Raw genomic sequence first — 26403 nt, forward strand, 5'->3', positions numbered from 1 at the left:
CGGTTTGAATTTTTAAACCGAATTGGAGCAATTTGATGAAAACCAAACCGATGTTGTCTGCTGACGATGTGCAAGCCATTTTGAACGCGGCCCGCGTAGAAGCGGAAGCCAATGCCTGGGCAGTGACCATTGCCGTGGCCGATGATGGTGGCCACCTGCTGGGTTTGATCCGTTTGGATGGCGCACCCCCCATGAGCGCGCACATTGGCCCTTCCAAGGCCAAGTCGGCCGCCATGGCCCGCAAAGACACCAAAATTCTTGAAGACGTGATCAACAACGGCCGTACCGCCTTTGTAACTGCGCCGTATGTGGATGGTCTGCTGGAAGGCGGCGTGACCATTGTGGTCGATGGGCAAGTGGTGGGCGCAGTGGGTGTTTCCGGTGTGAAATCAGACCAAGACGCACAAATTGCACGTGCAGGTATTGCAGCCTTAAAGCTGTAAGCACCGCGCAACTTCAATTGCAAACCCCGCCTTCGCGGGGTTTTTTGCATTCAATGCCGGTACTTTGAATTTTGAGCACCCTGGGTCGTCTAAAATAAATTGTCAACGATTACACGGGTGTTACTTGATGAGCTATCAACCCAATCCGGTTTCCAATCAGGAAGAGTCCAACCGCACCATTGTGCTGGTGGCCTACATACTGGGTGCTGTGGGCATTTTCACTGCATTCATTCCCATCTTGATCGCCCTCATTATTTGTTACGTGAAGCGTGGAGAGTCTGCGGGCACCATTTATTACAGCCACTACGACTGGCTTATTGCAACCTTCTGGATCGGCATGTTCTGGTTCGTGGTGGCCATGATCACCATGGTCTTTGGCGTGGGCTTTATTGTGTACGGCATTTTAAGCTTGTGGCTGCTTTACCGTTTCGTGAAGGGTTTGCTTCGCTTCAGTGAAAGGAAGGCGGTTGTTTAAGCCTGGCTACACGCTGAAGTGGCGAAGCCTGCTGTTGTGCGCGGTACTGGTTTTGCAAGCCTGTGCAACTGCGCCCGATGAGCCATCGGATGTTCTTGTGCTTGAAGACGGTTCGCTTTTCTTTGGCGATGCCGCAGGAAACGGTGAAGTTCAACAACGTTTGCTGGCGCAGTTCCGACAATGGCGCGGCACACCTTACAAATTAGGTGGCAACTCAAAGGCAGGAATTGATTGTTCAGCGTTTGTGCAACAAACCTTGAGCACGCACTTTCAAATCAAGGCACCACGTACTACGACCCAGCAAATGCACATGGGCGAGGAGGTTGCACGTGATGCCATTCAGGTTGGCGATCTTGTATTTTTCAGAACGGGTTATACCACCAAGCATGTTGGCTTCTACTTGGGCGATGGTAAGTTTCTTCATGCCTCTACCAAGGTGGGCGTTACCATCAGCAGGCTAGACGACTTGTACTGGCGCAAAACATTCTGGAAGGTTCGCCGGGTAATGTGAAACACCCGCCCACAAAAAAACCCGCCAAACTTCGGCGGGTTTTTTATCAGTACACCAGCAACTTATCGCTGCTGTACCAGTGCTTCAATGCGCTGCTCAATGGGTGGGTGGCTGCTGAACAAGGCCATTACGCCACCTTTGCCTGAAATACCGGATGCAGCCATATTCGAGGGCAGTTCACCCGCCTGCATGCCACCCAAACGCTTCAGCGCGGAAATCATGGGTTGCTTGTTGCCCATTAACCAGGCCGCGCCGGAGTCGGCACGGAATTCACGCTGACGCGAGAAGTACATCACGATGATGGACGCCAAAATACCCAAGGTAATTTCCATCACGATTACCGTGATGAAGTAACCCATGCCGGTGCCGCTAGATTCGGAATCGTCTTTGCGCAAAAACTGATCCACCATAAAGCCCACCACGCGGGCCAGGAAAAACACAAAGGTGTTCACCACGCCTTGAATCAGCGTCAGCGTTACCATGTCGCCATTGGCGATGTGGGCCACCTCGTGGGCCAGCACGGCTTCGGCCTCTTCGCGGCTCATGCTTTGCAGCAAACCAGTGCTTACTGCCACTAGCGAATTGCTTTTGCTGGGGCCAGTGGCAAATGCGTTGGGTGCGCCTTCGTAAATGGCCACTTCCGGCATGGGAATGCCGGCTTTGTCCGCAAAGCGCTGAACCGTGCTAACCAGCCATTGCTCGGTGGGGTTGCGTGGCGTTTCAATCACTTGTGCGCCGGTGCTCCACTTGGCTACTTTTTTGCTGATCAGCAAGCTGATGAATGAACCACCAAAACCCAGTACAGCACTGAATGCCAGCAGCATGGTCAGGTTTAGCTGACCCCCGGCCATGAACTGGTTCAAGCCCAGTACATGCACGGTTATGCCCAGTACCACCATAATGGCGACGTTGGTGGCTAAAAATAAAACAATGCGTTTCATGATGCGTGTTGTCCTTTCAACAATTGCAAATGGGGGGTCACCTGGTGAAGGGTGTTTTTCAGTTGGCGGCGAACAGCACGGGCTGCTGATTCAACTGCCTGGTCAATTGCGCTAAGCCAATGCGGCCCGGCGCTGTCTACGATCACGGGCGCTTGCCCGTCGATTCGAATTTCAATCACACAGTTGCGCTGGTCGGCTTGTTTGGCAGTGCGCCGATCCAGTTTCACTGTGATGTTTTTGATCTGGGTCGAAAGTTGATTGATGGCCGAGCGCACGCGGCGAAGCACGTACCTGCGCAGGGTGTCATCGATCTCGGGATGCCGAGCCACAATTTCTGTATTCATGGTTGCGTCCTCCTTTCGGGGAAATAGACAGTTGAAGTGTACGCCGGTTCAATGTAAGAATAAATAGAACATTTCTTTAATGAATATTCGAATAAATCGAAGGGTTAATGAAGCTAACTGACTTGAATTTTCATCACCTGCGCTACTTCTGGATGGTGGCCAACACGGGCAGCCTGACAGCGGCTGCCGAGCGGCTGGGCCTGCGCGCACAAACGCTGTCAAGCCAAATTACCCAGCTGGAGCAAACACTGGGCAGGGCGCTGTTTCAGCCCGTGGGGCGGGGTTTGGGGCTGACCGAGGCGGGGCGTATCGCGCTGCGTTATGCGGACCAAATTTTTCAGCTGGGCGAGCAAATGGCCGAAAGCCTGGGCGATGATCAACTGGATTACACTTTGCGCCTGTCGGTGGGTATTGCCGATGCCTTGCCCAAAACCGTGTCGTTTCACATGATCGAGCCCATTTTGGGCATGCAACGCCCCGTGCGGCTGGTGTGCCACGAGGGCCGTTTCGAGGCCTTGTGTGCAGAGCTGGTTCAGCACAGCGTCGATGTGGTGCTGGCCGAGCGCCCGGGTGGCCAGGGCACCGCGCATTTGCAGGTGGCCAAGTTACTCACTTACCCGGTGCGGATATTTGCAAGCCCGGCATTGAAACAGAAGTACGAGGAAAACTTTCCGCAAAGCCTTCACCACGCGCCTTTCCTCATGCCCTCGCGCAACAATGTGTTGCGCTTAAAGCTTGAGCACTGGCTTGAAAGTGTGGGCGTTGAAGTGACTGTGGTAGGGGAGTTCGATGACCTCGCCTTGCTGGAAACTTTCGGCCGCGCTGGCTTGGGTTTGTTTGCGGTGCCTGCCATGTTGATCGAGGACGTGGTGCGCGACCACACGGTGGTGCACATGGGCGATGCGGCAGGTGTGGTGGAAGACTTTTTTGCATTCACCCACCCGCGCAATTTAAACCACCCTGCTTTAAAACTGCTTTTTAACGTCAACCCCAATACAAACCCGAATCGCCCCGAGTAAACGCTTGCAGTACACTGCCTGCTTTCCTGTTACTTCCTTTCCCAGTAGGGCGGCCCTTTATGTTCTTGCGCATTGTTGCGGTTATTTTTCCGGTGTTTGCGGTGGTGGCTTTGGGGTATTGGTATGGCCGGGTGAAAAAGCCCGACATGAAGTTTGCCAACCAGCTGAACATGGAAATTTTTGTACCGGCGCTGGTGTTCTCTGCGCTGGCCAGCAAGTCGTTTGAAATTGAGTCGTATTGGTTGTTGGCCGTGGGCGGGGCCATTGTGGTGTTGGGCTCGGGTTTGCTGGCCTGGCCAATTGGCCGTTTGCTGGGCATTGACAGTCGAATTTTTGTGCCCCCCATGATGTTCAACAACTCCGGCAATATGGGTTTGCCACTGGCCATTCTGGCCTTTGGTGAGGAAGCCCTGCCCGCTGCGGTGATGCTGTTTTTGGTGGGCAACACGCTGCATTACTCGCTGGGCACCTGGATGATGAGCCCCAATGCACGCATTCTCATGTTGTGGAAAGAACCGGTGATTGCCGCTTCCATTGCAGGCTTGCTGGTGAGCGTGCTGAAAATTGAAGTATGGGCACCTTTGTATTTCGCCATTGACATGGTGGGCGATGTGTCCATTCCCCTGCTGCTGTTTTCACTGGGTGTGCGTTTAACACAAGCCGATTTTTCCGATGTGAAACTGGGTGTAATTGGTGGTGTGTTGTGTCCACTCACCGGGCTAATTTTCGCAGCCTTGTGCGTGTGGTTGCTGCCCTTAAGCCCTGAACACACAGCCATGTTGATTGTGTTTGGTGCCTTGCCACCCGCAGTGCTTAGTTTCGTGTTTGCTGAAAAATACGGCCTTCAGCCTCAACGCGTTGCTTCACTGGTGATGATGGGGAACCTGATGAGCCTCATCTTCGTGCCGATGGCCCTGTACTGGGTACTTTGAACCAGTGCCAGCACTGGGCATGCTGACCCAAACGCGCTCGGTTTTGGGCAAGCGCAGGGTGGCGCTTTCAAGCAGGTCTGGGTAGCGGGCAAGGTCGATCACCAGCCTGTCCCGGCGGGGGCTGTTGTGAACATGGCCCAAGGTAGGGCCAGTGCGCATGCCCAAGGCTGTGAATTCTGGCGTGTTCATCCACAAGCCCAATGGCAGCAATTCCATGGTGTTGTAAATTTCTCCAATTTTCTCGGCGGGCAAGGTGCCCACATGCACTTGCAGGTAAGGCCCTAAGGGCGAGCGCAACACGGTTTTTATGGCGCGCAATTGGGTGTTGAGTTGCAAGGGTGGCAAGGCACCATTGAGCGCAATGCGAATGGTGTTGCCCTGCAACTTCACGGCAGGCTCGTCGATATTAATCAGGCTGCTCAGCGTTAGGCCCACATAATTCAGAATAGGCAATACCGACAACCCGAACATGCGCACTTGGGCGGGCGTGAATTCAAGGTGTTGTTCGTCTCTGGATATGCCCAGCGGGCCACTTAGTTTGGCCGGTAACCAAACTAATGGAATACCAAAAATTTCAGGCCTGGCCTGCAAGGCAAGCTGAAGGTGAGGTTCGCCAATGGTGGTGCTCACTTTGCGAATCGGGCTGCCCTCAAAGTTGAACAGGGCTTTGTTCATCATGGTATTTAATGCGATTTCACTGAGGGAAATTTCGCCCACATGCACGGTTTGCGGGGCGGTGGGCAGCTGCCCCAGGTTGGTGGAGTTTGTGGTGGCGAGCAGTTTTTCAACCCGCAGCTCAATGCCTTCTTGTGACAGCAGGGTGGCGTGGTGCACGGCCAGCGTTACTTCAGCCGACCTGGATTGCAACATGTTTTCAAGCTGGGCAATTGCGTTTTCGCCTGTATCAAGAAGCGCGAGATCGTTCGGGGTCAGTGGGCCTTCCTGGGCACTGATCCACAATGCGCCGTCGCTGCGAAGTTGAACCGTGCTGGTGCTGATCAGCCTGTTCAAGTCGAACATGGCAATGGGCAAATTGCCATTGCTGATGCCAGTGACCAGGGTGGGTTGACCCGCCAGCACCATGCCTGCTGCTTGTAGCTGGCCCCCCTGCGTATACACAAAATTGTTGGGGCATTCGGATTGGCAGAAGAACCCGGCGTTTGCGCCTGCTTTCCCCAGTTCAAGTTGAACTTCCCCTTGCCCCAGTTGAAGCGAGTGAAGCTCAAAAGCGATGCGTGGGGCCTGAATCAGTTGGTCAAGCTTCAGCACCATGGCCTGGCCTTTCAGGGCCACGGCTTTCGATTTCATGTCAATGAGCGATTGCAGCTGAATATTGGTGGCGAGCAAGGCTTTGTACACGGGAACCCCAGCCACTTTGAGCATGCTGGGGGTTAAGGCGATTTCCTGACCGTTTGCAACCGTGGGTGTGCCTTCCATTGAGAATGGGATCCACAGGCCAAGTCGTTTGATGTCACCTTGAATCAGTATCCCGTTGGCTTGAGTGCTCACTTGCTTGATTCGCAATGGCGCGTCACTGGCCTGCAATTCGGCTTGCACCAGGGCTTGAAGCACGGTGTCGGCAATGCGCAGTTGTGCCTGCTCAACCTGTACGTCAAAGGTCGCCAAATTTTGTAGCGCTACAGCTGTATTGGATTGGCTTGGCCGTAGTTTGCCGTGAAGAGCCGCCACTTCAAATTGAACATTGGGGCTGAGCGACAACATGCTGTTGCGAACCTGAAGCGAGGCGTATTCGCTGCGATTTTGATTTTTGGGCAGTGCAGTGCGCCAATCCTGAACCCTCTCCAGCGTTTCGGCCTGGGCCACGGGAGAAAGACAGGCGGTGTACGCTACAAATGCAAGGGCAGCCAACAGGCAAGCTTGACGCTTCATCACAATAAGCCAGAGTGAATTTGGGGTGAAGTGTAGCCGGATGTGACTGTTTTTACTGGAATTGAAGTTCTAGGTGTTGTTATTTGGGTTTGTAGCCCCACACCTCGTTCAAGCGGTTTTCACGGCCACAGGTGGTTTTGTAGTAACGGTAGCGCAGGGGGTTTTTGCGGTAAAAGTCCTGGTGATACTCTTCAGCCACATAAAAGGTTTGGGCAGCTTCAACCGTGGTGTAAATGGTTTTGAATTTGCCAGTGCCCAGCAATTGTTCCTTGCTTTGTTTGGCTTCGCGGTGTTGTTGGTCGTTCAGGTAAAAAATGGCCGACCTGTATTGTTCACCCACATCGCAAAATTGCCGGTTTTCAACGGTGGGGTCTATGTTGGTCCAAAAGGCTTTTAACAGGTTGCTGTAGCTGATTTGCTGGGGATCGTATTGCACCCGAACCACTTCCACATGGCCGGTGTTGCCTTGGCTGACTTGCTCATAGGTGGGGGCGGCGGTACGCCCGCCGGTATAACCCGACTCAACCGACTTTACGCCCCTGATTTTCTCGAAGGCCTCTTCCATGCACCAAAAGCACCCGCCTGCGAATATGGCCTGTTCCAGTTGCTGGGCATGTGCCTGGGGCAAAAAACCAGCAAGCCCCAACAACAAAGTTGCAGTGTTACGCGACCAAACCACCCAAGCCATGCAGGTACTCCTTGTGCAACATTCAAACTGATTGTGGTGCCAACCACGGTTTTGCTTTCATTCAGACCGGCTTTTTGAAATAATGTTCACCCTTTGCCAGAAATATCAGTGAAATCATGAGTTTGTTGCCACACGAGTTGGAATTGCTAGCCCCCGCACGCGACGTTGAAATTGGTCGCCAGGCGATTCTGCACGGTGCAGACGCGGTTTACCTGGGGGGGCCGGTGTTTGGTGCGCGCGCCAATGCGGCCAATTCGGTGGCAGATATTGCAAAGTTGGTGGAGTTTGCCCACCGCTACCACGCGCGTATTTTTACGACCATCAACACCATTCTTCACGATGCCGAGCTGGAAGAAGCGCGCAAGCTGGTGTGGCAGTTGTATGACGCTGGGGTAGATGCCCTGATTATTCAAGACATGGGTTTGCTGGAAATGGATTTGCCGCCCATTCAGCTGCACGCCAGCACGCAGTGCGACATTCGCACCGTGGAAAAGGCCAGTTTTTTGGCCGACAGCGGTTTTTCACAGCTTGTACTGGCGCGAGAACTGACCGTTGAGGAAATTACCGCCGTACATGCGGCGGTGGGTGACAGTGCCACCATTGAGTACTTCATTCACGGCGCCTTGTGCGTGGCGTTTTCCGGGCAGTGTTACATCAGCCATGCTGAAACCGGCCGAAGTGCCAACCGGGGCGATTGTTCACAGGCTTGCCGCTTGCCCTACACGCTGACCGATCAAAGCGGCGCTGTGGTGGCGTTTGACAAGCACTTGCTGTCGATGAAAGACAACAACCAAAGCGGCAACCTGGAGCATTTGATTGATGCGGGTGTGCGGTCTTTCAAAATTGAAGGCCGTTACAAAGACATGGCCTATGTGAAAAACATCACGGCTCACTATCGCATTTTGCTGGACGAGATTATGGAGCAGCGCGGCGAGTTCACCCGCGCTTCCAGCGGCACCACGCGACACTATTTCAGGCCCGACCCTGATCGTAATTTTCACCGAGGTTCCACCGATTATTTTGCCAGTGGCCGGAAAATCGACATTGGTGCCTTCGATTCGCCCAAGTTTATTGGCCAGCCTATTGGCCATGTGGTGGCCGTGAATGACAAAAGCATCGACATTCAAACCAGCGATGAACTGAACAACGGCGACGGCTTGAACTTCATGCGCAAGCGCGAAGTGGTGGGTTTGTATGTGAACCGTGCCGAGAAGTTGCAGGCCAAGGGTGAGGGGCAAGCGGTGTACCGTGTGTTTCCCAAAGACCCGATCAACAGCTACGGTGGCTTGAAAGCTGGCCTGCCCATGCACCGCAACCGCGACCACGCCTGGGACATGGCGCTGACCAAAGAAAGTGCCGAGCGCCGAATTGGCCTTTGGCTAACCTTGACCGAGTGGATGGAAGGCGATGGGTTGAAGGGCTTGCAACTGAGCCTGACCGACGAAGACGGCATTGCTACAACTGCACAAGTTGAAATGAACCTGGAACTGGCCAAGCAGCCCGACACGGCAGTAGAAAGCATTAAAACCCACTTGGGCAAATTGGGTGGCACCGATTATTCAGCTTTGGGCCTGAATGTGCACCTAAGCCAGCCCTGGTTTGTACCCGCCAGCACTTTAAATGGCATGCGCCGTGACGCAATTGAGGCCTTGAATGTTGCGCGAAGTGCAGCCTGGCAACGCCCGCCGCGCAAGGTGCCAGTGCAGCCCTATGTGGAATATCCGGAAAAGTCGCTGAGCTTCCTGGCCAATGTTTACAACGACAAAGCCCGCGAATTTTACAAAAAACACAGCGTGCAGATGATTGCTGCTGCCTACGAGGCGCATGAGGAAGCTGGCGAGGTTCCTGTCATGATCACCAAGCATTGTCTGCGATTTTCGTTTAATTTGTGCCCAAAACAGGCCAAAGGTGTAAAAGGTGTACAGGGGCAGGTGAAGGCCGAGCCCATGGTTTTGGTCAATGGGGATCAAAAGTACACCCTGAAATTCGATTGCAAACCCTGTGAAATGCACATCATGGGTAAAATGCGCAAAGATATTTTCAACAGCCCGCCCCCGTCGGTGGTGCCAATTACATTCATGAAACGCAAGCCAGCTTGAGATAAAACAACGTTTCCGAGCCGTGATATTCGATTTCACGGGTGCGTCAAATTTTTGTCATTTATTTGTCATAATGCGCGGGTACCCTTGTCAGTCTGCGTGAAACCTTCTGCTGGATTAAACACTTAACAACATGTCTGATACTTCGACGATCAAGGCCCCGACCAAGCGGGGCGACGCCATATTCGCCGTGTTAACCAGTGGAGCTTCCATTTTTACGTTGCTGATGCTGGGCGGCATCATTGCATCGCTGATTGTGGCGTCCTGGCCTACGATCACTGCCTTTGGCTTCGATTTCCTCTTCACTGCGAACTGGGATCCACCCATTGATGAATATGGTGCATTGGTGCCCATTTACGGCACCTTGGTCACCTCATTCATTGCATTGATCATCGCTGTACCCATCAGCTTTGGGATTGCCCTGTTCCTCACAGAGTTGTCACCACCCTGGCTGCGCCGCCCACTGGGTACCGCGATTGAGCTGTTGGCTGCCGTGCCTTCAATTGTTTATGGCATGTGGGGTTTGTTGGTGTTTGCGCCAATTTTCGCCAAGTATGTGCAGGTGCCGCTGAATGCCACAATTGGCCAGGTGCCTGTCATTGGTGCTTTGTTTTCTGGCCCCCCCATCGGTATTGGTTTGCTAACTGCTGGTGTTGTGCTGGCCATCATGATCATTCCCTACATTGCAGCTGTCATGCGCGATGTATTTGAAGTAACCCCCGTGATGTTGAAAGAAGCGGGCTACGGCATGGGTTGTACAACCTGGGAAGTGGTTTGGAAAATTGTGTTGCCCCACACCAAGGTCGGTGTGATTGGCGGCATTATGTTGGGCTTGGGTCGCGCTTTGGGTGAAACAATGGCAGTGACCTTTGTGATTGGTAACACCAACTACTTGAATGACATTTCCCTGTTTTCGCCCGGCAACAGCATTACTTCAGCCTTGGCCAATGAATTCGCAGAAGCGGATGCAGGCCTGCACACATCGGCATTGATGGAACTTGGCTTGGTGCTGTTCCTGATTACATTTGTTGTGCTGGTGGCTTCCAAGTTGTTGTTGGCCAAATTGTCGAGCAACGGGAGATAAGCGATGAGCAGCATTTACACCGACCCGACTGTTACTCCAAAAGACAGCGCTGTGACCACAGTGGCGACCGACGAGAAAATGCGCGTCAAAATGCAGGCCAAACGGAAACTGATGAATACCGTTGCCCTGACTTTGTCGCTGGCCGCGATGGCTTTTGGTTTGTTTTGGCTAATCTGGATTTTGTACACCACTGTGACCTTGGGTGTGAGCGGCTTGTCTGCCCAGTTGTTTACTGAAATGACGCCACCACCCAATGCTGAGGGTGGCGGTTTGGCCAACGCCATCATGGGAACCTTGATGATGGTGGGGTTTGCCACCTTGTTTGCGACACCCCTGGGCATTTTGGCCGGAGTTCATTTGGCGGAATCCCGGAAAGACAACAAACTGGCGATCTCCGTGCGCTTTTTCAATGACATTTTGTTGTCGGCGCCTTCAATTGTGATTGGCCTGTTTGTCTACGCCGTGATGGTGCGGCCCATGGGGCATTTTTCGGCTTGGGCCGGCGTAGTGGCCCTGGGCTTGATTCAAATTCCAATCGTGATCCGCACCACAGAGAACATGCTGCGCCTGGTGCCAGACGCATTGCGTGAAGCGGCTTTCGCCTTGGGTACGCCCAAATGGAAAATGGTGATGGCCATTACCGTGAAGGCCAGCTACGCCGGTATTTTGACTGGCATTTTGTTGGGTGTTGCGCGAATTGCCGGTGAAACTGCGCCCTTGTTGTTCACAGCGCTGTCAAACCAGTTCTGGAACAGCGACATGATGAAGCCCATGGCGAACCTGCCTGTGATTATTTTCAACTTCGCGCTCAGCCCATTCTCGAATTGGCAAGAGTTGGCGTGGGCAGGTGTGTTCCTGATCACTGCCGGTGTGTTGGTGTTGAACATCATCGCGCGTTCCCTGCTGAAGAACTCGAAATAACTGACCTTTGAAGGCCAAGAACATGTCTACGATTGACGTTGAAGAAAAGATCAAACTTGAAGTCAAGAACCTGAATTTTTACTATGGTTCATTTCATGCACTGAAATCGGTCAATTTGAGTATTCCCGAGAAGAAGGTGACTGCTTTTATTGGGCCATCAGGCTGCGGTAAGTCCACTTTGCTGCGTGTGTTCAACAAAATGTTCGCCTTGTATCCTGAGCAACGCGCCGAAGGGCAAATTTTGATGGATGGTGAAGACCTGCTGACCAGCAAGAAAGACATTGCCTTGATTCGCTCCAAGATTGGCATGGTGTTTCAAAAGCCCACCCCGTTCCCAATGTCGATCTATGAAAACATCGCATTCGGTGTGCGCTTGTTTGAAAAGTTGTCCAAGGGCGAAATGGAGGAGCGCGTGGAGTGGGCGCTGACCAAGGCTGCTTTGTGGAAAGAAGTGAAGGACAAATTGCACCAAAGCGGCAATGGTTTGTCGGGTGGCCAGCAGCAGCGTTTGTGCATTGCCCGTGGTATCGCTATCAAGCCTGAAATCTTGCTGCTGGATGAACCCTGTTCTGCATTGGATCCGATTTCGACGGCCAGTATTGAAGAGTTGATCACTGAGTTGAAAGAGGACTACACCGTGGTGATCGTGACTCACAACATGCAGCAGGCTGCGCGGGTTTCCGATTACACGGCTTATATGTACCTGGGTGAGTTGATTGAGTTTGGTGTGACCGATCAAATTTTCCTGAAGCCCAAGAAGCAGGAGACCGAGAATTACATTACAGGTCGCTTTGGTTGATCGTTAAGCAGTTGATTTGTAGGCGTTAAAAGCCACGTTTGGATCGCCAAATGTGGCTTTTTGACATTTATGTTGCTGCCTTATTTTTGTCATGATTCTGAAACATTTGTAAGGCACTATGACCGTACTTTAATAAGTGAGGTGAAAAATGTTCAACATCAAAACAATCGCTACAGCGATTTCCGCAGGTGCCCTGGCCCTGAGCATGACTTCCGTGAACGCCGCTGAAATTACTGGTGCTGGCGCTTCTTTCCCCGCTCCTGTGTATTCCAAGTGGGCCGATGCCTACAACAAGGAAACCGGCAACAAAGTGAATTACCAGTCCATCGGTTCCGGTGGTGGTATCAAGCAGATTTCTGCAAAAACTGTAGATTTCGGTGCTTCCGACATGCCTTTGAAGCCTGAAGACCTGAAAGAAAAGGGTTTGATGCAGTTCCCAACCGTGATTGGCGGTGTTGTGCCCGTGGTGAACCTGCAAGGCGTGGCCCCAGGTCAGATGAAGCTGTCTGCCGAAGTGTTGGCCAACATTTACCTGAACAAGATTACCAAGTGGAATGACAAGGCGATTGCTGACCTGAACCCAGGTGTGAAGCTGCCGGATATGGACATCAGCGTGATTCGTCGTGCAGATGGTTCAGGTACAACTTTCATTTTCACAAACTACCTGAGCAAGGTTAGCGCCGATTGGAAGAGCACCGTGGGCGAAGGCACAGCTGTAAAGTGGCCTGTAGGTTTGGGTGGCAAGGGCAACGAAGGTGTTTCAGCTTTCGTACAACGCGTACCAGGCTCCATCGGCTACGTTGAATACGCTTACGCCAAGCAAAACAAGCTGACACACACACAGCTGAACAACGCCGAAGGCGTGTATGTGCAGCCTTCTGAAGAGTCTTTCAAGGCTGCAGCCGCTGGTGCTTCTTGGTCGAACAGCTTCTATGAAATTCTGACTCAGCAGCCAGGCAAAGCCGCATGGCCCATCACTGGTGCTACTTTCATCTTGTTCCACACTGAACAAGCTGATGCAGCCAAAGCGTCTGAAGTGTTGAAGTTCTTCAACTGGGCTTACGCCAAGGGCGACAAGCTGAGCTCTGATCTGGACTACGTTCCACTGCCAGATGAAACAGTGAAGAAGATTGAAGCTGCCTGGAAGACAGTGAAAGCCACTGATGGCAAGACAATCGTGATGAAGTAAATATCAACTCAGGTTGATTGGAAAGGGGTCCTTCGGGACCCTTTTTCTATTTGAGAGTCAGAAAAGTTGGGATTGAGTAGGGGCGGTTTGAAGGTTACGATACATTGCAATAAAAAATGTTGTTGTAATGTTTTGCCACTGAGGCCGCTTTCATGACTTTGCCGGATTACCAACAATGGACCATGCTGCTATACGTGGTCGCCATTCCCTATTTCTTCCTTGCCATGGCCATTGAAGGCTGGGCGCTGCGCAAGAGACCCAAGAGCTTCTATGCCGGATATGAGTTGAAAGACTCCTTGTGTTCAATCGCGATGGGCGCATTGAAGCTGCTAACCATGGGGCTGAGTGTGTTTTGGGCCTACCCCACCATGCTGTGGTTGTTTGAATACCGGGTGGTGAGCTGGGATGTTTCCACCTGGTGGTTTGTGCCCTTGCTGTTGGTGGCGGATGATTTTTGTTACTACTGGTACCACCGCGTGGCCCACCGCTGCGCGGCATTTTGGGCTGAACATTCCAACCACCACACCAGCGAACGCTACAACCTGAGTACGGCCTTGCGCCAATCGGTGTTGGGGCCGTTCTATACCTTTGTTTTCTGGTTGCCTTTGCCCCTGCTGGGCATGGATCCCTTGGTGCTGACTTTTGCGCACACCGTGAACCTGTTGTACCAGTACTGGATACACACCGAAACATTCGAGGTGCATGGCTGGTTTGAAAAGGTATTGAATTGCCCGCAGCACCACCGCCTGCACCATGCCAAAAACGAGGAGTACCACGACTGCAATTACGGCGGAATTCTGATTGTGTGGGACCGCTGGTTTGGTACCTACCGTGAATTTGTGCCGGGAGTGAAGCCCATTTACGGCACGCTGACCCCCGTGTTAACCACCAACCCGCTGAAACAGGCGGTGGCGGGCTGGGGGCATTTGATTGAAAAAGTAAAGGCAGCACCCGATTTCAAAAACCGGATGCTGTGTTTGATCAAGCCGCCGGGTTGGGTGTCTGGGAAGTAGTCACTTTGTTACTTGCACTGAAGGCCTTGTACAGCACCAGTGCCAGCAAACCGCCGATGATTTCAAACACCACATAGGCGGGTACATCGGCCGGGGCAATGCCTGCAAAACTGTTGGAAAACTGGCGACCAAATGCAGCTGCCGGGTTGGCAAACGAGGTACTGGATGTAAACCAGTACGCGGCGCCAATGTAGCAAGCCACCATGCCTGAAACCCGCTCAGCCTTGGCCATGAGAATAACCAGCAACAAACCGGCGGTGGCAACAATTTCACCTGTCCAGATGCCCCAGCCTGTGCGGGCTTTTTCCGAGAACTGGAGTAGTTGCATGTCGAACATTTGGTGGACAAGTACTGCACCTAGAAATGCCCCGATTAGTTGCACGACAACATAGGGCAACAGTTCGGAAGCGGGTTGGCGCTTCAGTATCACCATGCCAAGCGTAACCACAGGATTGAAGTGGGCGCCGCTAACAGGGCCGAACACTTCGATCAAAATATACAGGCCGAACACAGTGGCCAAGGTGTTGGCAATCAGTGCCACGCCGTTGTTGCCTTCGGACAGGTTCTCGGCCATGACGCCCGAACCAATCACAATCGCCAACAGCAACAGGGTGCCCAGAAATTCGGCGCCCAAACGTTTGGGTAGGGAGTACATGTTTGCTTAACTCCGTGCGATTGCAGCCAGCGCAGTGTTCAGCTCTGCGGTGCTCATGGTGCTCAATGGCAGCTGAATGAGTTGCATCATTTTGAATGCAATCGCCTGGCGGGTCAGTTCGAACGCGCGTGGCTTGTTTTCTTCTGGCTCGTTGGATGGGTCGGGGTAGCCCCAGTGTGTTTTCACCGGGCTGCCTGGCCAATAGGGACATTGCTCGGCTGCAGCACTGTCGCACACTGTAATTACGATGTCGATTTTTGGTGCGCCGGGCTCGGTGAACACATCCCAGCTTTTGCTGGTGTATTGGCTGGTGTCGATGCCCACATTTGCAAGGGCCTGCAAGGCGTAGGGGTTCACACGCCCACTGGGTGCGCTGCCTGCGCTGAATGCTTTGATGTCTTTGCCGTACTGTTGGGCGAGGTGATTCAGCATGCCTTCGGACAGCACGCTGCGTGCAGAGTTGTGAGTGCAAAGAATGAGTACGTTGGTGCTCATGTAGAGATTTTTCCTATTTGTTCGACTTCGTGTTGAATGGCTAATTTTTCGAGTTTCGCGATTGGCAGGGCCAGCATCAATTCGATGCGCTTGCGCAGCAGCAGACCCACATTGCGGAATTCCTGAATGATGTGTTCGTGGCTGCCTTCTGCTTTTGCAGGATCAGGGGCACCCCAGTGCGCCAAAATGGGCTGGCCAGGCCAAACGGGGCAAACCTCGCCGGCGGCTTGGTCGCACACCGTGAATACAAAGTCCATTTGAGGGGCGCCGGGTACAGCAAACTCGTCCCAGCTTTTGCTGCGCAAGTTGCTGGTGTCCATGTCCCAACGTTCCAGAATTTCAAGGGTATATGGGTTCACGCGGCCCGCAGGAAAGCTGCCTGCTGAATAGGCCTTGAACTGGCCACGACCCAGTTGATTCAGGATGGCCTCGGCCAGAATGGAGCGGGCTGAATTGCCCGTACAAATAAACAGCACATTGAATTTTTTATCACTCATGGTGAGCCTCGTTGTGGATTGGTGCGGTGACAGGTGTACAGCTTTGGCCTTCGCAGCAATTCTCGGTGAGGTAGGAAATAACGCCATTCATGTGGGCGAACTGCGCGCTGTAGATTAAATTGCGCCCGTCACGAATGGGTTGAACCAAACCCGCGTTGCTGAGTTCTTTCAAGTGAAATGACATGGTCGCGGCGGGAATGTCCAGCCGCTCGCACAGTTGCCCCGGGGTAAGGCCGGCCGGCCCGGTAACAACCAAGGCTCGAAACACCCGCAAGCGCGAGGTGTGAGAAAGGGCAGCCAGTGCTTTGATGATGTCATGTTCTTCCATGATTCGATAATAATGGAAATATCGAATTATTTTATGAAAGTTTTGTGACAAATGAAGAATAAGGCGGTCTTAATGCGGTTGGTGTGGCCAGGCAAGGCCTGGTCAGGCAGCCTTTTTGACGGTTGAAGTTTTGATCGTTGTGGCGCGTGGCTTGCGGGTTTTGGGGGCCGGCGCATCCACTTGTGAGTGGCCGTGTAGCCAGTCTGCTGCCTTGGCCCATACGTGTTCACGGGCTTGGCTGCCCAGAATGACACCCATATGCCCGCCGGGTGCTAACAGGAAGGATTTGTCTTTTGAGGACACCAGCTTCAGGCTTTTCTTGGCCATGCTGCCGGGCACCAAGTGATCGGTTTCGCCTGCAAACACTAGCATATTGGCGGTAATGTTCCCCAAGTCCGAGAATTTCTCGCCAATTTTGACCTTGCCTTGGGCCAGTTTGTTATCCACCGCAAAGCGCACCATGAAGTCGCGCAGCACGCCGCCCGGGTACAGCATCATGTTGTTCAGGTAGTCGGCCGTCGTGGTGTGCTGTTCAACGAAATCACGATCGTTCAGGCGGGTGAGCAGGTCCCAGTAGGTGGTGATGCTGGCCACAGGTGCAGTTAGCTTGAAGCCCAGGCTGACCATCCAGCCCGGTGGGCTGAACAGGGCGGGGTTGATTCGATCCAGCCTGAATTCGCTGTACTTGCGAATAAAGCGGGCGGTGACATTCAGCGTGTTGGATGCAACCGCCATGATGTTTTTGCCGTCGCGCAGGTCGATCGGGCTGGCCACAGTGACCAGGTTACGAATGTGTTTGTCATGCCCATAACCGGCATACAACAAACACAACAAACCGCCCATGCACCACCCGAACAGGGAAATTTCTTTGGAGCTGCTGTGTTCGCGCACGGCTTGAAGGGCCTGGCCCATCATGTCGTGGCTGTAATCGAACAGGCCCAAGTGGCCGTCTTTGCGCTCAGGCTTGCCCCAGTCAACAAGGTAAACACGGAAGCCCGCTTCAACCATGGCTTTCACGAGGCTGCGGTCGGGCATCAGATCGAATGTTTCGGTAGTCACTCCCAATGGCGGAACAAGCACCAGTGGCACCGCGTGTTGGCGATTCGTCGAAGTCTCGATTTCGCCTTCAGCCAAACTTGCGCCTGGGGTACTTGCTGTGGGCGCGTAGTAGCGCACACGCATGGGCAGGTGTTCTGCAATCACTTCATATTCAGTTTTGCCCGACTGAATCAGGATTTCTTTGCGAAAAAACCAATCCGCCGCATTGGTCGCGGTATTGACGGCCAACTCGTTGATTTTCAGGGCGGTTTTGAATAGTTTTTTCACGGTTGCTGCGGTGCAAGGTTGGGATGGTCGAAGTTTATACGCAGTGTGGGGCGTTTCGGATGAGGGTTTACTCTAAATAGCTTGGTGTGGATGACTTGCGCTGCATGTCACTGGTGACTTTTGATCTGAACTTGAAGGGTCACCGCAGTGGTTTTTTGCCAGCTCGGCATGGGTTACTTGTGCCGCACTGAAAACCGCTTGATCCCTTGTTGACTTTATTCTTGCTCACCTCGCTCGGCAAAAGACATGGCCGAGTCTCGGTGTCGGCTTAACGCCGAACGCTGCGACTAAACTCAAACGGGGCGGTTTTCTTGAAGTGCGTCCCAAGCAATCCCACTGCCGAGTTGGCTTAAACCTCCTGTGCGCGACCACTCGCAAGTTCAGATCAAAACTCACCGGGGCCAGCGTCTTTCCACCACCGCGCGACTCACCGCTGTTCAACGCCCAATCGGCGGCGGTGTTTCGATCGCCTCGCCTTCAAGAAAACCTGCCCGTTTGAATTAACCCGCCACGGTCGGCCAAAGGCCGGCACCGAGACTCGGCCCGCCCTTTTGCCGAGCGAGGTGAGTCAGGGTGAATCTCAAAAAGGGAAGTACAGGTTTTCAGGCGAGAGATCGGAACCCAAGCTGATTGGGCTGTTAACCGGCAGGCGAGCGGTCGCGTAATCAGCTTTCCATGCTCGACCAAAGGCTGCTCCAAATTCGCATGCCTGCCTGGTCTACCTCGTCCACTGCACTTAAAAACCGCTCACGGGCCTGAACATTCACCCACTCTGCCGGCAAGAAGGGGTCATACACCACATGCTTGATCGCAGTGCCACCCAGCAAAAACGATTCGCGTGCAGCCACTTCAGGCTCTAGCGTGCCAGACCGATCCAGCCAGGTTCGCATTTTCTTTTCCAGTTGCGCGTAGTTGGATTCCAGCTCGCGTGGGTTCCACAGGGAGGTAATTCGCTGCTGAATGTCGGTGTCAAAGTGCCGGGCTTCAAACACTGGAGCCTCTTTTTCCAAACCCAGTTTGTAAAGCCGGTTGCGCACCGTTTGAAGGGTGTCTTCGATGTTGTTGGGGCGAATGAACAGGTGCTCGTTCAGGGGCTGAAAGCCCAGCATCAGCAAGGCACGGGCGCGGGCACGTTGTTGTTTGGCCTCGCTGCGTGAAAGTTTCTCGGCTTGCACCACAATGAAGCTGCCGTCCCAAGGGCGAACCCGGGTGCTGCGTGTGCGCCAGGCAGCCACATCGTCGGCCAGGGTGTGGGCGTCGTCCGTGAGCTGGTAAAGCGCGCGGCCTGCAGATTCGATCAGGCCCTCGGCCGACAGCCGCACCAGGGCCACGCGGGTGTTGTTCACACTGATGTCGAAAATACCGCAGGCGGCGATGGCCTGTTTGGCGGAAAGGGGGCGACCTTTGGAGGCAAGCAACAGATCGAGAATAAGGCTTTTGGCGGTGGGTTTGCGCACGGTGTGGTTGTTCTTCTAAGGCAAAGTTGAAGTGTATGCAAGGCTGGCGCGGCACGCAAATTTGATCGCTTGTTTGTGCGATCATTGCCTCACCCAGAATAAGGAGACGAAATGATCAGGGCATGGATTTCCCGGACGTCCGAGCAAACGCAGGCCGAGCTGGAAACTCTCGATGAGTCTGAGTTTGGCGGGCAGGATGTGGTGCTGAAGCTGCATTACAGTTGCCTGAACTACAAAGATGCGTTGGCGCTTACCCACACAGCGCCGATTGCGCGCAAGTACCCCATGGTGCATGGCATTGATGCAGTGGGCGAGGTGATTGAATCGAATTCAGACCAATGGCCGGTGGGCACGGTGTGCCAGGTGAACGATTGGGGCCTGGGCGAAACGCATTGGGGTGGTTTGGCCGAGCGTGCCAGTGTGCCCGCGCAATGGATTTCTCCGATTCCGGAAGGCCGAAGTGCCCGCTGGGCGGCAGCATTGGGCACGGCGGGTTACACTGCCGCCCTGTGCGTGATGGCCTTGCAAGATCATCCTGTGAAACCTGAAGATGGCCCGGTGTTGGTGACGGGTGTAAGCGGCGGCGTGGGAACAGTGGCGTGCTTGCTGTTGCAGCATTTGGGCTACGAGGTGGTGGGCCTGACAGGTTCAATTGATGCCATGGGTGAGCCTGTCTCTGAATCGGCAGCAAAACACTTCGAGCGATTGCAGTTGGGTTCAACTCACTTGATTCATCGTGAATCCATGTCGCGCCCCGGCAAGCCTTTGCAAAAAGAACAATTCGCGGCGGTAGTCGACAGTGTAGGCAGCCACACTTTGGTGAATGCATGCGCTCAAACCAGGTACGGTGGTGTAGTAGCCGCGTGTGGTTTGGCTCAGGGCATGGATTTTCAGGGCAGCGTGGCCCCTTTCATTTTGCGGGGCGTTACCTTGCGCGGCATTAACTGTGTATACCGCACGCACGCCGAGCGGGACCGTGCCTGGAGCATGCTGGCACAGGCATTGAATGAATACGACCTGGATTTCATGATCAAGGAAGTGCGCTTGGCGCAGGCACTGGACAGTGCGCGCTTGGTGCTGGCCAATCAATTGCAGGGCCGTGTGGTGGTGAACTGTGCCTGAAAGCCGGGTGAGTGTCTTGCCCTACCTGGCCCTGGTGTTGAATGCCTTGGTGTGGGGGGTGTCGTGGTGGCCGCTGCGTGAATTGCAGGGCGAGGGTTTGCACCCGCTGTGGTCTTCCGCAGCAACCTACTTGCTGGGTGCTGTGGCCATGTTGTGCTTCATGCCCAAGGTGTTGGGCGAGTTTCTTCGCCACAAGGCCCTGTGGTTGCTGGCCTTGGCGGCGGGCACCACCATGGTGGGTTTTAACTGGGGCGTGTCGATTGGCGAAGTCATTCGGGTGGTGCTGTTGTTCTACCTGATGCCGATTTGGGCTGTGTTGATTGCGCGGGTTGCACTGAATGAACGTATTACTCTGAAAGCCTTGTTGCGGGTGGGTTTGGCATTTGCTGGTGCGCTGCTGGTGTTAAGCCCCAATGGAAGTCTTGGGTTCCCGGTGCCATCGAACCTGGCGGAATGGCTGGGCTTGATGGGAGGGGCGGCATTTGCCTTGAACAACATCATGCTGCGGCATCAGGCCGCGAGAACCGCGCAGGCGCGTTTGTTTGCCATGTTTGTGGGCGGTATTGTTGCACCTGCGGTCGTGGCTGCTTTCCTGGCATTGTTGCTGGGCCAAGGCAATGCTTTTGTGCAGTGGCCTGTGCTGCCGGGGTTTTACGGTGGTTTGGTATTGTTGGGTTTTGCGGTGTCGTTGTTGGTGGCCAATTATGGTTTGCAGTACGGCGCATCGCGTTTGCCTGCCAACGTAACCTCGGTGGTGATGTTGTCGGAAGTGGTGTTTGCAACCTTGTCAGCCATTGTGTTGATCAACGAGGTGCTGACATTGCAGGTGGGAATTGGTGGCGCCATGATTTTGCTGGCTGCTGCATTAAGCGCGCTTGAAAACCAGGACGCGCATTGATCGGGAGGAAAAATATGAATCATTTGTTCAAGGTGGCCATGGCCACGGCAGCATCTACGTTGCGGGGTTGGCAAGGCATGGTGGTGACCGAGCCTGCCGCAGTTCAACCTGAAAAAGCGTTAAAACTTTACGAGTTTGAAAGCTGCCCCTATTGTCGCCTCGTGCGCGAAACGCTGACCGAACTGGCCTTGGATGCGGACATTTACCCCTGCCCCAAAGGTGGAACGCGGTTTCGCCAGGAAGTGCTGGAGTTGGGTGGCAAGGCTCAGTTTCCGTTTTTGGTGGACGAGAACACCGGCGAAAAACTTTACGAGTCGGCTGACATTATTGAGTACCTGTACACCACCTACGCCAAGCGACCTGTGCCCATGCGCGTGAAGGCAGCTTTGCCACAAGCTTTGTCCAGCCTCGCCAATTCGGCTTTGGGCTTGGGGGCGGGCACCAAGGTACGTGCATCAAAAAAACCCGAGCAAATGCTGACGCTTTACAGTTTCGAGGCCTCGCCTTTTTGCAGGCCTGTGCGAGAGGTGCTGTGTGAACTGGAAATTCCCTATCACTTGGTGAATTTGGGCAAAGAGCAATTTGCAGACATGGGCGTGAATGGTGTGCACGCGGCGGTTGGTGAATACAACCCGGTGAAGGGCGGCAAACGCGAGCAATTCATGGCCAAGACCAACAAGATGATGGTGCCGTATCTTGAAGACCCGAACACGGGCAAAGCCATGTTCGAATCCAAAGCAATCGTGGAGTACCTGCTTGAAACCTATGGCGCGTGAGGTTTACTTCGGGATGAAGAACATCACGGTTTCTGTCCAGCCTTCAGTGTAGTGGCGCAGATACACCTTGTAGTCGTTGCGTACACCGAGAACGATTTCAGGCACTTGCCAGAAATGCGCGGGGTCGTGGTACACGGCCACGGCCAGTTTGGGTTGGTCTTCCTGAATATGCCACTTCATGCCTTCCAGTGCTTTGGGCTCGGCGCCTTCCAGGTCAAGCTTGATGAAGCTCACTGATTCCGTCACTCGATTGTCAAGTGCATCCACTTCAATTTGTGTGCTGCCGGTTTCTGAAATTTTGCAGGCTGAACCAGCACCTGCGTCAAACGACAAGGTTTGCTTTTCATCGAACAAACCCACTGGGTGGTAGTGAATGTCGCGGTGCCCGGCCAACTTGGTTTTGGCGGCAGCAAGGGTGGTTTCAGTGGGTTCGAAAAAGTGCACGCCGCCATATTGGGGGCAACGCTTGATGAATTCTTCGGTGGTGTAACCGTCAAAGCCACCCCCGTCGACGAACACCTCGCCGGGTGCAAACTTTACGAAGGGCTCGAAATATTGCTGCTCGGCTGTGTAGTCGAAAAACCGCATGGCACGCAGGTTTGCGTTCAATCGAAATTCCATGACGCGGTTAAACACTTCCCGCGATTCCTGATCGGCGAACAAGCTCTGAACCCACTCAAACTTCTCGGGATGTGCAGCGTATTCTTTTTGAGTATCGGCGATTGCTTGAACTTGGGGCAGCAAAAAGTGACTTGCATCGGCCACTGCGAAATAATCCATCGACACCACACCGTTTAAGCGCAGCAATTTGTTCATGGCTGTTTTCGGGCGTGCTTGCGTGACGGTTGAAATCACCATGCTACCCGCTGGCACCTGGCTCAGTTTCACCACTGGTTTGCCGCGGTATTCGGTGGCGGTGGTGTACTCGTCAATGAAACCGTCGATATTGGCGCGGCTGGCCACGGCATCGGCAAACTCGTTAATGCCCAACACATAGCGCTTCTGGGTGGTGTTGCCGAAAAATTCCGCATGAAAGGCGGCGGCGTGGGCTTTTTGACTGAGTTGTTTCATGGCGGCACAAAAAAGGGTGGCGATGAAACCAGTCTAAAGACATCAATTGCTGCGGCAGCTTCGGAAAAGCGAGGGAAAACAGGTGCTTATCCTGATGTTTGCCTTGGTTTATCCCCCCGCAGAGTGGGGTGTGGACGGTTTGAACATGATTCGGCTAAGCTTTGCCTGAATCAGATATTCCAGAAACTTCAAGAAAACAAAGGTGATTGATGGATTCAAATGATGTGGAGTACGCCGGGTTTTGGGTGCGGCTGGGTGCGGTCGTGGTGGACACGGTCTTGATTATGGTGATCACCGCTCCTGTGCTGTATTTGGTGTACGGCTCTGTTTACGGTGACATGAATAGTCCCGAACTTTTCAGAGGGTTTGGCGAGGTGGTGATTTCGTGGATTGCGCCAGCTGTGGCCACTGTGTTGTTCTGGATATTTCGCAAAGCCACGCCAGGAAAAATGTTGTTTGCACTCAAGGTGGTGGATGCCGAAACGGGTGCAGCCCTGAAACCGGGCCAGGCGATTGGCCGTTACTTTGCCTATTACATTTCTTACTTGCCGCTCGGCCTCGGCGTGTTGTGGATTGTGTTTGATTCCAAGAAGCGGGCCTGGCATGACAAATTGGCCAACACCGTGGTGATACGGGATGAACGTTTGTAAGAAGCCTGTTTTGCACAAACGGAACCAGACATACCTGTTTGAGCCACTCAGTTGGTGCAATCACCAGATGAGCCTTCTCTCAAATGATATTCAACAATCTTCTGCGTGTCTTTGGGCAACAAGCGAAGAATTCCCCCTGTGTGAACTCACAATCGATTCTGTTGGATGAGTCTGACGCAGCAGCCCTGCTGGGCAGATTTTTTAATTTGACACATTTGAAGCAGATCGTGGAACAAGGGCGAGAGTCGGTGAAACCCAGAGTTGCTCAGCGCACAATTTCTGAAGCGGGTTTGTTGGCGATTGCTGCGTATACATCCGCAGGGCTGGATAGGATGATTCATGAAGCTCACAGCCCTATGGGCGGGCCTCGTGACCGCCGTGACCCGGTCAAGGCGCTGGAGAGTCTGATTCTGGAAACCTTGCCAACCATCGCCTTGACGAAGGCGTCGGTTGTCAAACGAAACTTGACGCTTGATCCAAGCCTCGTCAGGTCGCTTTACCGCCCGGGGGCGTTGATTTCCTTTGACCGAATTACCTCGGTGACCTTGCAGCCCCATCAGGTTTACCGTGGGGGCAATGTTGACCTGACGATCAAGCCCGAATTTGGCGTGATCGATGTGTCGGCTTTGTCAACTTTTTCCGGCAAAACCGCCCGGGGAGAAAAGGAGGGCATGCTGGAACCGGGAAAAATGTATAAAGTAATTGACATGCAAAGCGGCCGCGAGGATTCGCCCTTGAATCCTCAACCTGGCGGTGCGCCGTTACATTCCGAGTATTGGCGAATAGTTCTTCAACAGCGCCAGTCTTCTTGAACCTTGAATTACCGCCTGTCCCAAGTGCCCATCAACCAGTCCATGATGGGGTAGGTGATATTGAAATTCTTGTGTGCCATGATCCGCTGGTCGTGGTGCGTGGTGTGCAAGCGGGCAAAGCGAGTGAAGCCGGGAATGCGATGTACCCAGTGATCTTCTTTCAAGTGATACGACAGGTGCAGCAATTCATAGTTCAGGTAATACGCCATGCCGGTGGCCACCAGCAACAAGGCCACGTTGGGGCTGAATAACCAGGCCAGCAAAAAGCCCATGGGCACAAAAAACGCCACCACGAAAAAGCCGACAATTGCGATAGGAAACAGCACGGCTTTGAAGTCCTGGTTGCTGTCAATTTCCATGTGGGTGTCGGTGAAAAATTTGTGGTGTTGCAGCGAGTGCCGTTTGTACACAAAGCCAAGGCCCTTCACCGGGCGGTGCATGGCGTATTTGTGGCCAGCCCATTCCGCAAAATTGGCATACAAAAAAGTGGCGGGTATAGTCAGCCATTCCAGCAGGCTGGGTGATTCAAGCCAATAGATGCACAAGGCAATGACACCCAGGCCCAAGGTCATGGTCATGGCCAGGTGCAAATAGCCTTGGTAGGTTGGGGAAATGAATTCAGCCCGGTAGTTGGCACGCACCGATCGAACGGCTTCGTCTTGAGATTCCTTGGGTACAAACTGCTTGACTTTGGCATGCATGGTATTACTGTCTCCCACAGTATGAATTTTATTTTGTAATGTTAGATTGCCCCTGATTGCCTTGAATTTCAAGTGCTTTTGCAAGCACTTGGCTGCGCGCTGGTACACTTTATAAAAAACACAATTCCAAAAGCAGCAAAGGAGACTCACCATGAATGCACCGCTTTCAAGTACCCCACCCGCCCACATTGGCCAGCAGGAATGGCAAGCCCGCGTTGATTTGGCCGCGGCTTATCGTTTGGTGGCCATGCACAAGTGGGACGATTTGGTGTTCACGCACATTTCTGCCCGAGTACCAGGCGAAGACGGCCATTTTTTGATCAACCCTTACGGTTTCATGTTCGAAGAAATAACGGCCAGCAGCCTGGTGAAGGTGAACATGAATTGCGAGAAGGTGGACAACAGCCCCTATGATGTGAACCCGGCTGGTTTCACCATTCACAGTGCGGTGCATGCCATACGGCACGATGCCCATTGCGTGATGCACACCCACACGGTGGCCGGCGTCGCAGTTTCAATTCAGGAACAGGGCTTGTTGCCAATTTCCCAGCAGTCGCTGTTTCCGCTGGCTGGTTTGGCTTATCACGACTATGAAGGTTTGGCTTTGCGGGAAGATGAAAAGGCGCGCTTGCAAGCCGACCTGGGCGAGGCCAATAACCTGATTTTGCGCAACCATGGTTTGCTGACCTGTGGTTCGACTGTGGCCGATGCCTTTTTGAACATGTTTATTTTGCAGCGTGCCTGCGAGGTTCAAATTGCAGCGCAATCTGGCGGGGCCACCTTGATTCCAATTGCCCAGCCCATTGTGGATGGCATCAGGGCGGCGGCGGCGCAAGTGACCCGTGGTTTGGGTGGCAACATTGCCTGGCCTGCCTTACTGCGCAAGCTGGACCGCGAGCAGCCAGATTACAAAAACTGAGTTGCTTTTAGCCTAAGGCTTGTTTCCACCGGTCACGGTGGAAACATACTTCGCCAGAATTTTCATTTGATCCACCGTGAGGTGATCCACAAAAGGGGGCATGCCCCCTTTGCCGTTTTTAAGCGCATTCAGCACACGTTCTTCACTGGGTTTCAGTTCATCCAGCACAGGGCCAATTTTGCCTTTGGTGCCGGCATCGGCCAGTGTGTGGCAAATGGCGCACGCGGGGTCGGCATCGGTTTGAAACAGTTTGCGGCCCTGCTCAAGAATGGCCGCGTCGTCCATGGCGAATGCGGTTGACGCACCAAAACTCAATAACAATACGCAAGCAAATCGCACCATGCTGTC

30 protein-coding genes are annotated in these 26403 nt (G+C 53.5%); 17 read left to right on the forward strand and 13 right to left on the reverse strand.

The annotated features are described in order from the left end of the window. Positions 1–35 precede the first annotated feature (35 nt). The 3 genes from FCS97_RS03940 to FCS97_RS03950 all read left to right on the forward strand — a co-directional run bounded on the left by FCS97_RS03940 (position 36) and on the right by FCS97_RS03950 (position 1429). Complete coding sequence (locus FCS97_RS03940; RefSeq protein WP_138516800.1) at positions 36–443, forward strand: heme-binding protein; 408 nt, start codon at positions 36–38, stop codon at positions 441–443. A 127-nt stretch (positions 444–570) separates the two neighbouring features. Next, entirely contained in the window at positions 571–918 is a 348-nt protein-coding gene (locus tag FCS97_RS03945; protein WP_138516802.1) for a DUF4870 family protein, read from the forward strand. Further along, a complete protein-coding gene (locus FCS97_RS03950) occupies positions 911–1429 on the forward strand; it encodes an NlpC/P60 family protein (RefSeq protein WP_138516803.1) in 519 nt (172 codons plus the stop codon). The genes FCS97_RS03945 and FCS97_RS03950 overlap by 8 nt, the downstream gene beginning before the upstream one ends. Positions 1430–1491: 62 nt before the next feature. On the opposite strand, the gene htpX is transcribed toward FCS97_RS03950, so the two are convergent. Together htpX and FCS97_RS03960 are read right to left on the reverse strand one after the other, a co-directional pair. Next, positions 1492–2370, reverse strand: a complete 879-nt coding sequence (gene htpX / locus FCS97_RS03955; protein WP_138516805.1) for a protease HtpX — start codon at positions 2368–2370, stop codon at positions 1492–1494. Beyond that, entirely contained in the window at positions 2367–2714 is a 348-nt protein-coding gene (locus FCS97_RS03960) for an HPF/RaiA family ribosome-associated protein (protein WP_138516807.1), read from the reverse strand. The genes htpX and FCS97_RS03960 overlap by 4 nt, the downstream gene beginning before the upstream one ends. A 107-nt stretch (positions 2715–2821) precedes the next feature. Between FCS97_RS03960 and FCS97_RS03965 the strand changes: the two genes are divergently transcribed. Beyond that, positions 2822–3733: a LysR family transcriptional regulator gene (locus FCS97_RS03965; RefSeq protein ID WP_138516809.1), complete on the forward strand. Its 912-nt coding sequence runs from the start codon at positions 2822–2824 to the stop codon at positions 3731–3733. Positions 3734–3792: 59 nt separating this feature from the next. Next, complete coding sequence (locus FCS97_RS03970; RefSeq protein ID WP_138516811.1) at positions 3793–4665, forward strand: AEC family transporter; 873 nt, start codon at positions 3793–3795, stop codon at positions 4663–4665. Here FCS97_RS03970 and FCS97_RS03975 read toward each other — a convergent pair. Beyond that, on the reverse strand, positions 4597–6555 hold the full coding sequence (locus FCS97_RS03975) for a hypothetical protein (RefSeq protein ID WP_138516813.1): 1959 nt from the start codon (positions 6553–6555) through the stop codon (positions 4597–4599). The genes FCS97_RS03970 and FCS97_RS03975 overlap by 69 nt on opposite strands. Positions 6556–6634: 79 nt before the next feature. Further along, on the reverse strand, positions 6635–7243 hold the full coding sequence (gene msrA / locus FCS97_RS03980) for a peptide-methionine (S)-S-oxide reductase MsrA (RefSeq protein WP_138516815.1): 609 nt from the start codon (positions 7241–7243) through the stop codon (positions 6635–6637). Positions 7244–7359: 116 nt separating this feature from the next. Here msrA and FCS97_RS03985 point away from each other — a divergent pair, with 116 nt between their 5' ends. The 6 genes from FCS97_RS03985 to FCS97_RS04010 all read left to right on the forward strand — a co-directional run bounded on the left by FCS97_RS03985 (position 7360) and on the right by FCS97_RS04010 (position 14348). Further along, positions 7360–9342: a peptidase U32 family protein gene (locus tag FCS97_RS03985; RefSeq protein ID WP_138516817.1), complete on the forward strand. Its 1983-nt coding sequence runs from the start codon at positions 7360–7362 to the stop codon at positions 9340–9342. Positions 9343–9475: 133 nt separating this feature from the next. Next, entirely contained in the window at positions 9476–10426 is a 951-nt protein-coding gene (gene pstC / locus FCS97_RS03990) for a phosphate ABC transporter permease PstC (protein ID WP_138516819.1), read from the forward strand. A 3-nt stretch (positions 10427–10429) separates the two neighbouring features. Next, positions 10430–11347: a phosphate ABC transporter permease PstA gene (gene pstA, locus FCS97_RS03995; RefSeq protein WP_171035159.1), complete on the forward strand. Its 918-nt coding sequence runs from the start codon at positions 10430–10432 to the stop codon at positions 11345–11347. 22 nt (positions 11348–11369) lie between these two features. Next, entirely contained in the window at positions 11370–12146 is a 777-nt protein-coding gene (gene pstB, locus FCS97_RS04000; RefSeq protein WP_008248147.1) for a phosphate ABC transporter ATP-binding protein PstB, read from the forward strand. Positions 12147–12303: 157 nt separating this feature from the next. After that, a complete protein-coding gene (gene pstS / locus FCS97_RS04005) occupies positions 12304–13335 on the forward strand; it encodes a phosphate ABC transporter substrate-binding protein PstS (RefSeq protein WP_138517781.1) in 1032 nt (343 codons plus the stop codon). A gap of 152 nt (positions 13336–13487) precedes the next feature. Further along, positions 13488–14348, forward strand: a complete 861-nt coding sequence (locus tag FCS97_RS04010) for a sterol desaturase family protein (protein ID WP_138516821.1) — start codon at positions 13488–13490, stop codon at positions 14346–14348. On the opposite strand, the gene FCS97_RS04015 is transcribed toward FCS97_RS04010, so the two are convergent. From FCS97_RS04015 to FCS97_RS04040, 6 genes are all read right to left on the reverse strand, one after another. Continuing rightward, positions 14317–15003 (reverse strand): MIP/aquaporin family protein, encoded by a 687-nt coding sequence (locus FCS97_RS04015; protein ID WP_138516823.1) that lies wholly within the window; start codon positions 15001–15003, stop codon positions 14317–14319. The two genes, FCS97_RS04010 and FCS97_RS04015, sit on opposite strands and share 32 nt — an antisense overlap. A 6-nt stretch (positions 15004–15009) precedes the next feature. Further along, positions 15010–15498, reverse strand: a complete 489-nt coding sequence (locus FCS97_RS04020) for an arsenate reductase ArsC (protein ID WP_138516825.1) — start codon at positions 15496–15498, stop codon at positions 15010–15012. Further along, positions 15495–15995, reverse strand: coding sequence for an arsenate reductase ArsC (locus FCS97_RS04025; protein ID WP_138516827.1), 501 nt, complete (start codon positions 15993–15995; stop codon positions 15495–15497). Before FCS97_RS04025 ends, FCS97_RS04020 begins: the two co-directional genes overlap by 4 nt. Continuing rightward, positions 15988–16323, reverse strand: a complete 336-nt coding sequence (locus tag FCS97_RS04030) for an ArsR/SmtB family transcription factor (protein ID WP_138516829.1) — start codon at positions 16321–16323, stop codon at positions 15988–15990. The genes FCS97_RS04025 and FCS97_RS04030 overlap by 8 nt, the downstream gene beginning before the upstream one ends. 102 nt (positions 16324–16425) lie before the next feature. Then, entirely contained in the window at positions 16426–17649 is a 1224-nt protein-coding gene (locus FCS97_RS04035; protein WP_138516831.1) for an alpha/beta fold hydrolase, read from the reverse strand. A 665-nt stretch (positions 17650–18314) separates the two neighbouring features. Next, positions 18315–19106: a PaaX family transcriptional regulator C-terminal domain-containing protein gene (locus tag FCS97_RS04040; protein ID WP_138516833.1), complete on the reverse strand. Its 792-nt coding sequence runs from the start codon at positions 19104–19106 to the stop codon at positions 18315–18317. Between the two features lie 111 nt (positions 19107–19217). On the opposite strand from FCS97_RS04040, the gene FCS97_RS04045 reads away from it, so the two are divergent. Genes FCS97_RS04045 through FCS97_RS04055 form a run of 3 tightly spaced genes read left to right on the forward strand, consistent with a single transcriptional unit; the run spans position 19218 to position 21902 of the window. Then, entirely contained in the window at positions 19218–20228 is a 1011-nt protein-coding gene (locus FCS97_RS04045) for an MDR family oxidoreductase (protein ID WP_138516835.1), read from the forward strand. Continuing rightward, positions 20221–21126 (forward strand): DMT family transporter, encoded by a 906-nt coding sequence (locus FCS97_RS04050; RefSeq protein WP_138516837.1) that lies wholly within the window; start codon positions 20221–20223, stop codon positions 21124–21126. The genes FCS97_RS04045 and FCS97_RS04050 overlap by 8 nt, the downstream gene beginning before the upstream one ends. A gap of 14 nt (positions 21127–21140) precedes the next feature. Beyond that, a complete protein-coding gene (locus FCS97_RS04055) occupies positions 21141–21902 on the forward strand; it encodes a glutathione S-transferase N-terminal domain-containing protein (protein ID WP_138516839.1) in 762 nt (253 codons plus the stop codon). A gap of 3 nt (positions 21903–21905) precedes the next feature. Here FCS97_RS04055 and FCS97_RS04060 read toward each other — a convergent pair whose 3' ends face one another. Further along, complete coding sequence (locus tag FCS97_RS04060; protein ID WP_138516841.1) at positions 21906–22973, reverse strand: FkbM family methyltransferase; 1068 nt, start codon at positions 22971–22973, stop codon at positions 21906–21908. A gap of 209 nt (positions 22974–23182) precedes the next feature. On the opposite strand from FCS97_RS04060, the gene FCS97_RS04065 reads away from it, so the two are divergent. Together FCS97_RS04065 and FCS97_RS04070 are read left to right on the forward strand one after the other, a co-directional pair. After that, the gene (locus FCS97_RS04065; protein ID WP_138516843.1) at positions 23183–23623 is read left to right on the forward strand and encodes an RDD family protein; all 441 of its coding nucleotides are present in this window, start codon (positions 23183–23185) and stop codon (positions 23621–23623) included. A gap of 140 nt (positions 23624–23763) precedes the next feature. Next, a complete protein-coding gene (locus FCS97_RS04070; protein ID WP_138516845.1) occupies positions 23764–24435 on the forward strand; it encodes a hypothetical protein in 672 nt (223 codons plus the stop codon). 8 nt (positions 24436–24443) lie between these two features. On the opposite strand, the gene FCS97_RS04075 is transcribed toward FCS97_RS04070, so the two are convergent. After that, complete coding sequence (locus tag FCS97_RS04075) at positions 24444–25136, reverse strand: sterol desaturase family protein (protein ID WP_171035160.1); 693 nt, start codon at positions 25134–25136, stop codon at positions 24444–24446. Positions 25137–25287: 151 nt separating this feature from the next. Between FCS97_RS04075 and FCS97_RS04080 the strand changes: the two genes are divergently transcribed. Then, the gene (locus FCS97_RS04080) at positions 25288–26055 is read left to right on the forward strand and encodes a class II aldolase/adducin family protein (protein ID WP_138516849.1); all 768 of its coding nucleotides are present in this window, start codon (positions 25288–25290) and stop codon (positions 26053–26055) included. A 12-nt stretch (positions 26056–26067) separates the two neighbouring features. On the opposite strand, the gene sorU is transcribed toward FCS97_RS04080, so the two are convergent. Then, positions 26068–26397: a SorU family sulfite dehydrogenase c-type cytochrome subunit gene (sorU, locus tag FCS97_RS04085; protein ID WP_138517782.1), complete on the reverse strand. Its 330-nt coding sequence runs from the start codon at positions 26395–26397 to the stop codon at positions 26068–26070. Positions 26398–26403: the final 6 nt, after the last annotated feature.

This window comes from Limnobacter alexandrii (assembly GCF_005871185.1).
GTDB classification, from domain to species: domain Bacteria; phylum Pseudomonadota; class Gammaproteobacteria; order Burkholderiales; family Burkholderiaceae_B; genus Limnobacter; species Limnobacter alexandrii.